At 58.1% G+C, this 7565-nt stretch carries 5 protein-coding genes and 1 pseudogene; all 6 read right to left on the reverse strand.

Annotated elements, in window-relative coordinates; genetic code table 11:
* Positions 1 to 88: 88 nt before the first annotated feature.
* Positions 89 to 1456 carry a flagellar filament capping protein FliD gene (fliD, locus tag CKW13_RS21040; protein ID WP_095110700.1) on the reverse strand — a complete coding sequence of 456 codons (1368 nt, stop codon included), beginning with the start codon at positions 1454 to 1456 and terminating at the stop codon, positions 89 to 91.
* Between the two features lie 82 nt (positions 1457 to 1538).
* Positions 1539 to 1883, reverse strand: a complete 345-nt coding sequence (locus CKW13_RS21045) for a flagellar protein FlaG (protein ID WP_095110701.1) — start codon at positions 1881 to 1883, stop codon at positions 1539 to 1541.
* Between the two features lie 73 nt (positions 1884 to 1956).
* On the reverse strand, positions 1957 to 3702 hold the full coding sequence (locus CKW13_RS21050; protein ID WP_095110702.1) for a flagellin: 1746 nt from the start codon (positions 3700 to 3702) through the stop codon (positions 1957 to 1959).
* Between the two features lie 407 nt (positions 3703 to 4109).
* Entirely contained in the window at positions 4110 to 5036 is a 927-nt protein-coding gene (locus tag CKW13_RS21055) for a ketoacyl-ACP synthase III (protein WP_095110703.1), read from the reverse strand.
* A 336-nt stretch (positions 5037 to 5372) separates the two neighbouring features.
* Entirely contained in the window at positions 5373 to 6485 is a 1113-nt protein-coding gene (locus CKW13_RS21060; protein WP_141234003.1) for a hypothetical protein, read from the reverse strand.
* Positions 6486 to 6540: 55 nt separating this feature from the next.
* Positions 6541 to 7565: pseudogene (locus CKW13_RS21065) on the reverse strand (hypothetical protein); the annotation flags it as partial.

A 7565-nucleotide genomic window follows, 5' to 3' on the forward strand; every position in this document is an offset into this window, starting at 1 on the left:
TCACCAGTGTCTCGACTGCGCCGCCAAAAACTTTAACCTTGCCCGGCGACACCCAGCTGCGCGGAGCACCGCAGTGCCCCCGCCGCTATCAGTTCGACGACTTCGGATTATTGAGCGAGTTAAGCGTGGTCATGATGCTGGAGCTGCTGGCGTTGATCTTCGCGATCATGGTGTCCATGGCCGTGTACTTGGCGCTCAGCGATGCCTGCAAGCTCTCGATACGCCGGTCCAGGTCAGTCTGCTGCGTGGTGAGTTCGGTCAACTTGGTGTTGAGGTCCTTCACCCGCGTCGCCAGCAACCCGGTGGTGCCCACGTAGCTTTCCGTGGCCTTGTTCATGCGGCTAATCAAGCCTTTGTCGCCGGTGAACAGCTTGGCGATATCGCCCGCCCCTTTGACCACGGCCTTGTCCCACTGCTTGTCGTCGAGGGTCAACAGGCCAGTCTTCTGGTCGGTGGTAATGCCCATCTGCGACAGACCGCTCATGGCGCTGGAGCCCGAGCTGTTGACCAGTTCGCTGCGCAGGCTGGCGACCAGTTGGCGCATCGACGCATCGCCCGTCAGGGCACCGGCGGTGGTGGTCGCGGTGTCGCCGGTGGCGTTGACCTTGGTCTGGGTGTTGATGCTGGTCATCAGCGCGTTGTAGGCGGTGACGAACGACTGCACCGAGGCCTTCAAGGTGCCGGTGTTGCTTTCCACGTTGATGGTGATCGGTTTGTCCTTGTCCTTGGCAACCAGCTCCAGGGTCACGCCGCTGATGGCCGAGGTGATCTTGTTGCTGGTGGACTCCATCGCGATACCGTCGATGGTGTACTTGGCGTTTTGCGCGGCCGGGCCCTTGTCGTAACCCACGGCCAACTCGGCATTACCGCTCAAGGTGATGTCGGTGCCCACACCGCCGTTGCTGGAGCCGATCACCAGGCGCGAGCCGTTGGCGTCGCTCAGCACGTTGGCGCTGATGCCTTGCGCGGACAGCTGGGTGTTGATGGACTCGCGCACCTGGGTCAGGGTCGCGCCACCGGGGATCAGCACATCGTAGCTTTTGCCCGACTGGGTGATGGTCAGCGTCTGGTTCTCTTCGCTGGTGTTGGCCACACCCGAAGCACCGCCGGTAAACGTCTTGGTGGTGGCTTTGGAAGAGGTCGCCAGTTCGCTGACCACGACCACGTACTTACCGCTGGAGGCGCCATCGCCCAGGGTGACTTTGACGTTTTTGTCTTCGGAGGACGTAGCCGCCAGGCCATTGAAGGCCGAGACGTTGTTCAACTTGGTGATCGCCGTCCGGTAGGCCTCCAGCGCGCCCTTGACCGTGCCCACAGCCGACAGCTGAACGGTAGCGGCAGTCTGCTGCTTGGTGATCTGAGCCTGCTTGGGTGCCTTCTCGGCGCCCACCAGTGCCTTAACGATGCCTTGGGTGTCGTAGCCCGAACCCGGGCCGGAAATCGTTGAACTCGCCATTTGTCATCTCCTTGTTCTGTCGCTGCCGCTTTATTGGCGCACAAACACCTATTAAGCAGTCAGAAACACAATTCGTGCCAGCTCAAGCCTTGGTCTGAAACAACAGGCTGCTGGCATCGCTCAGGTTCTGCGCCAACTTGAGCGCAGTCTCCGATGGAATTTGTCGGATCACTTCACCGCTGTCGGTGGCGATCACTTTGACGACCACACGGCCGGTACTGTCATCGATGGAAAAGTCCAGGTTGCGTTGGGTCGCCTGAACGAACTCACGTATATCGGTTACGGCTTTTTCCAATGCCACGCGCTGCGGTTCCTCGGCAGTGGTTGGATCAGTCTCTGCAACAGGCGCGGCCTGGGCAGCAGAGGTACCACTGGCTTGGGTTGCACCAGCGGGGTAAGCCGCGTTCAGCTTGATGCTCATGTCCATGTCATCACCTCAAAACTGAAAAAAACGAAAGGGCACGTATACGCGCCCTTCCGTCAGTCAACCGATACCGATGTTACTGAAGCAGCTTCAGAACAGCGGATGGCAGTTGGTTGGCCTGGGACAGGATCGCAGTGGAAGCCTGTTGCAGGGTTTGTTGCTTGGTCAGCTCGGCGGCTTCAGAAGCGAAGTCGGCGTCCTGTACGCGGCTACGGGCTGCGGTGGAGTTTTCCGAGATGCTTTGCAGGTTAGCAACGGTGCTGGTGAAGCGGTTTTGTACAGCACCCAGCTGCGAACGCTGGCTGTCCACTTGCTGAATCGCGCCGTCCAGAGCCTGGATGGTTTGCTGAGCGGAAGCGGAGTTCAGGATGCTCAGGTCAGCGACAGTGGTGTCCATCTTGATCGCAGTGGTCGGAGCGGCCGAAGCAGCGGTCAGACCCAGGGTGGCCAGGCCAGTGCCCGAGCTACCGTCAGCGATGGTGATGTTTTTGGTGGAGAACAGGTTCAGGGTGTTGTCAGCATTTTTGCTGGCAGTCACACCGGTGCTGGCGCTGTTGATGGCAGACACGATGTCAGCCATGGTGGAGCCAGCGGTGAACTTCACTTCAGTACCGTTCAGGCTGACCGAAGTAGCGCCGCCCAGTTTGGCTTCAGTGGTGCCAGCCGACAGGCCCAGCTTGGCCAGTGCACCTGCACCGCCGTTGGCGTTGGCTGCGGTAGTGCCGTTGCCCAGCTTGATGGCTTTGCCGTCAGCAGAAGTCAGTTGCAGGCGGCCTTCAGGCGAAACAGCAGCGGCAACGCCAGTCGCAGTAGCACCGGTGTTGGCGGTGTTGATTTTGGTGGCCATTTCGCTCAGGTCATCACCAATGGCGAAGGCTACGTTCTGGCCGTTGATGTTGATTTCAGCGACGGCAGTCAGAGCACCTGGAACGGCTGGGGTAGGAGTAACCACACCGCCACCAGCGCCTGCGTTCAAGGCGGTAGCCAAGGCACCGGTACCGACGATGGTGTTAGCTGTTGCGCCACTGATAACCAGATCAGTACCGGTTTTAGTTGCGATAGTCGCGCCAGCAGCAGTGTTGATTGCCAAGACGGCATCATCGATGTCATCACCGCTCGCCAGGGAGACGGCGTTGCCATTGACTGTGAAAGTTTCAGCAGCGCCCAAGGCCGCAGTCATATCAGCAGTGTTGGTGAACGGAGTAGTCGTGCTACCTGCTGGAGTGCCGCCTGGCAGGGTCACAGCGTTAGCAGTTACCGAAGCCGACAGAGTCGTGGTAGTGCCATTTACGGTTGCTTCGCTGTAAGTACCTTTCAGGCCAGTGGCGCTGATGTCGCTCATGCCGAACGAGATGGTCTGGTTAGCGTCGGAACCGATCTGGAAGCCAACGTTCTGGAAGGAACCGTCGAGCAGGTTACGACCACCGAAAGTGGTGGTAGCAGCGATACGGGTCAGCTCGCCCACTTTGGCGGTGAATTCCTGTTGCAGGGAGTCACGGTCAGCCTGGCTTTTGTCACCGTTCGCGGAGTTCAGGGCCAACTCACGCAGACGTTGCAGAATGTTGGTCGATTCTTGCATCGCGCCTTCAGCGGTCTGAGCGATGGAAGTACCGTTGTTGGCGTTGTTGATCGCAACAGTCATACCTTTGACCTGGGAGGTCAGACGGTTGGCGATCTGCATGCCGGCGGCGTCGTCTTTGGCGCTGTTGATTTTCAGGCCGGAGGACAGACGGGTCATCGAGGTGCCCAGGGCATCGCCGGCTTTGTTCAGGTTCCGCTGAACGGTCAACGATGTAATGTTGGTGTTTACTGATAAAGCCATGACGAATTCCTCGTTGGTTGGATACTGCGGCTTCCGGCCCTGGCAACCGCCGGGTGTGGCCTAGAGAACCTTCGTAATAGTTATCGTCGTGAAAGCAGGTTGCTTGAGGGCTTTTTTGATTTTTTTTACTAGCAAGGTGCCACCCCTTTGCTTTTCAAGGATTTAGCCAGGGGAATCGGGCAACCAAACACCTCTGCGGGGGATAACGCTGTGGGAGCGAGCCTGCTCGCGATAGCACAACGGGGTGCCTGGCAAGTGGGCCGCCATCGCGAGCAGGCTCGCTCCCACAGCGACATATTCCAAAAGAGCACATTCCACAGAGCTAGACCCACAACAGGCCAAGCCATAAAAAAACGCCCAGGGCTTTTGCGGCCATGGGCGTTTTTGTGAGGGGCGGGTTCAAGCCCTCAAGGGCGATAGAGAATCGCCGAGCCCCAGGACAGGCCTACGCCAAAGCCGCTGATGGCCACGCGCTGCCAGTCGGCGTTGAGCACGTGCTTTTCCAACAGCAGCGGAATGCTCGAGGACACGGTGTTGCCCGTCTCGACCATGTCCTTGAGGAATTTCTGCGGCTCACCCTCAAAACGCCGCGCCACGGCGTCGACGATGGCCGCGCTGCCCTGGTGGATGCAGAAGGCGTCGATGTCGTCGGGCGTGAGGCTGGATTCGGCGAGCAACTCGTGCAAATGGGCCGGCACTTTAAGCAGGGCGAAGTTAAACACCTGGCGGCCGTTCATATAGAACACGCCGTCGCTGACTTTCAGGTGCGGCGCACCGGAACCGTCGGTGCCGAACTTGGCTTTGCCCAACTGCCAAGCCGCGTCTTCGCCCATCCAGGTGGCGGTGGCGGCGTCGCCAAAAAGCATGGTGGTGTTGCGATCTTCGGGGTCAACGATTTTCGAGTACGGGTCGGCGGTAATCAGCAGGCCGTTTTTCAGCCCGGTGGCTTCCATGAAGCCTTTGATGGCATAGATGCCATAGACGTAGCCGGAGCAGCCCAGGGAGATATCGAACGCCGCCACGTTGGTCGGCAGGCCCAACTTGTCCTGGACGATGGCCGCGGTGTGGGGCAGGCCCTCTTCGTCGCCGTTCTGGGTGACGACGATCAGCACGTCGATGGATTCAGGGCGCAAATCAGGGTTGTTGGCGAACAACGCCCGGGCGGCTTCGACACACAGGTCGGAGGTTTCTTGGTCGGCGTCCTTACGCGGCAGGAACGCCGAACCGATCTTGCCGAGGATGAACTCTTCATCCTTCTCGAATTTTGCACCTTGGGCGTAGTTATCAAGCCCACTCGCTGGCACGTAACTGGCGATGCTTTTTATGCCAATCATTGTGGCTTCCCAATACTCAGATAACTGAAAAACACCGCGCCACGGGGGGTGCGGTGCTGACAATAAACGGGGGCTTTCACGACATGAGAAACGCGCCGCGAGTGGTTGCCGTGCCCATGGAAATCGACCCTGCAAAGGCCCGGCGACCGCCTACCCGTTTCACACGATACAGTGAAGATGCGCTTTGTGACTCACAGGTCACTCTATTTTGCGCGCTTTGTGCAAAACCTGGCGTGATTGTGTCGTCAACGTGCCCATTCCAGCTCCCCCCCCGTGGAAAGCCGTCTGGGTCTGGGAGCCCCACAAAGCAGGTGTCCCGCATTGCCAGCATCGGGCTCAACACAGCGTTGGCCTGGACTGGTCCGGGCTCCAGAGCCAGAAGGTGTAGCCGTAGTCGCCTTCCAGTTTGGGAAAAATCGCCCCATCGCGAAAATACTGCCGCGAACCTTCACGGGCGGGGCTGAACCACCAACCGGCGTGGGGGCACGGCTCGCCGCTGGCTTTGCGCGGCGGGTGCTGCGGTTCGCTGCCCGGCGCGTCGGCCATGGCGTCGGGGTCGCTGTCTTCAAACTCGCCTTCGAGAAGTTCGACGAAGTACCACTTGCAGGGGCGTTCGGTGAAGATTTTATTGCCCAGTTGGTAGTAAGCAGGATCCTCTGAGTAAGGGAAAACATTGGCATGGCGTGGCTGCCTGACGAAGTTCAACATCGCAGAGGCGTCTACCCATAGCTTGGCCCGTCCCACCGAGCTCAATGCCTCCAAACCAATCTCGTTAAAGGTTTGGCATTCTTCCAGGGGCTTGAAGAAGCCCTCCCCCCCTCCAATCCAACCAAACTGTAGTGCGCCATTGGGATCATCTTGAGGAATGTACACACCCGTGCGAACAGGTACTTTCCCCGTCTCACCTTCAATATCCAGATGAACTTTAAACTTAGGCAATTGGGGGAAGTGCTCTTTGACTTCTTGCCATGCAAACCAAAAAACAGCGTCGTTCCACGATCGCTGCATAACGCCATCAATATCATAGCCGTACCGAAATACTTGCTCTGCACGCTTACGAAACGCTTTCTCCTGTTCTGCAGTGGCCCATTGCATCGAGAACTCGCCCAGCATATGGGCGCATTGATTGGTTCCCGTGATGCCGTAGCACTGGTCGGCGCGTTTGGCCATATGCCACATTGTGCTTTGCCGATAGGCAATCAAGGCTGGAAAACCGCCGGTGCTCCAGTTGGCTGCCGTATCGCGTACACCCCAACGTTCGCTGACCATCAGGGGGTCGAGAATCGAACGGCGCTCCAAAAGCATCTCGGCCATGACGATCAACTCTTCGATCTTCGGCAACAAAGCGTCCAAGTAACTTTGCGACGAGTAGTGATAGAGCATGGCTGCCTGGCGTTTTTGCCACAGGGACAGGTGATAAGTCGGGGTCATAGGATAAAGAGCGTTCATGTTGTGTGCCCGGGCAGTGCAGACCAGGCGGGTTCACCTGGCCTGCATTTAACGATCAAAGTGTTGGCCGGGACTGATCCGGGCTCCAGAGCCAGAAGGTGTAGCCGTAGTCGCCTTCCAGCTTGGGAAAAATTGCGCCATCACGGAAATACTGCCGCGAACCCTCACGGGCGGGGCTGAACCACCAACCGGCGTGGGGGCACGGCTCGCCGCTGGCTTTGCGCGGCGGGTGCTGCGGCTCGCTGCCGGGTGCATCGGCCATGGCGTCGGGGTCGCTGTCTTCAAACTCGCCTTCGAGAAGTTCGACGAAGTACCACTTGCAGGGACGGTAAGTGAAGGCTTTTTCCATGACCTGGTCTTGGGCATCACCTTCAACTTTGAACGTGTTGGCGTATTGAGGTTGCCGGATAAACTTGCGCAAACCGTCCTCGTCCCCCCACAACCCAGCACGGCCAAGGGTTTTCAGCGCGTCCAGGCCGATATTGTTGAGGGTTTTACATTTTTTGAGGGGCATAAACATGCCCTCTCCGCCTCCCGTCCAGCCAAATTGTAGGGCGCCATTAGGATCATCTTGGGGAACATAAACGCCGGTACGAATAGGTACTTCCCCAGTTTCTCCTTGAATATCGAAGTGGACTTTGAATTTGGGCAAGTGAGGGAAATTTTTCTTATCTCTTATCCATCGCCACCAAAATGACGCATCGTCCCAATACCCTTCCATGACACCGTCAATATGGAACCCATAGGAAAAAACCTCATCGGCCCGTTCGCGAAACTCCTTTTCCTGTTCTGCAGTGGCCCATTGCATTGAAAGTTCGCCCAACAGATGAGCGCATTGATTGGTTCCTGTAATGCCGTAGCACTGGTCGGCGCGCTTGGCCATATGCCACATCGTGCTTTGCCTGTAGGCAATCAAGGCCGGAAAACCGCCGGTGCTCCAGTTGGCTGCGGTGTCGCGCACGCCCCAGCGTTCGCTGACCATCAGGGGGTCGAGAATCGAACGGCGCTCCAAAAGCATCTCAGCCATGACGATCAACTCTTCGATCTTCGGCAACAACGCGTCCAAGTAACTTTGCGACG

Source organism: Pseudomonas sp. Irchel 3E20, from assembly GCF_900187645.1.
Taxonomy (GTDB): domain Bacteria; phylum Pseudomonadota; class Gammaproteobacteria; order Pseudomonadales; family Pseudomonadaceae; genus Aquipseudomonas.

Excerpts from the sequence above, each read along its gene's own strand:
- CKW13_RS21060 (WP_141234003.1), bottom strand. The coding sequence starts at position 6,485 with ATGAACGCTCTTTATCCTATGACCCCGACTTATCACCTGTCCCTGTGG.
- fliD (WP_095110700.1), bottom strand. The coding sequence starts at position 1,456 with ATGGCGAGTTCAACGATTTCCGGCCCGGGTTCGGGCTACGACACCCAA.
- CKW13_RS21050 (WP_095110702.1), bottom strand. The coding sequence starts at position 3,702 with ATGGCTTTATCAGTAAACACCAACATTACATCGTTGACCGTTCAGCGG.
- CKW13_RS21045 (WP_095110701.1), bottom strand. The coding sequence starts at position 1,883 with ATGGACATGAGCATCAAGCTGAACGCGGCTTACCCCGCTGGTGCAACC.
- CKW13_RS21055 (WP_095110703.1), bottom strand. The coding sequence starts at position 5,036 with ATGATTGGCATAAAAAGCATCGCCAGTTACGTGCCAGCGAGTGGGCTT.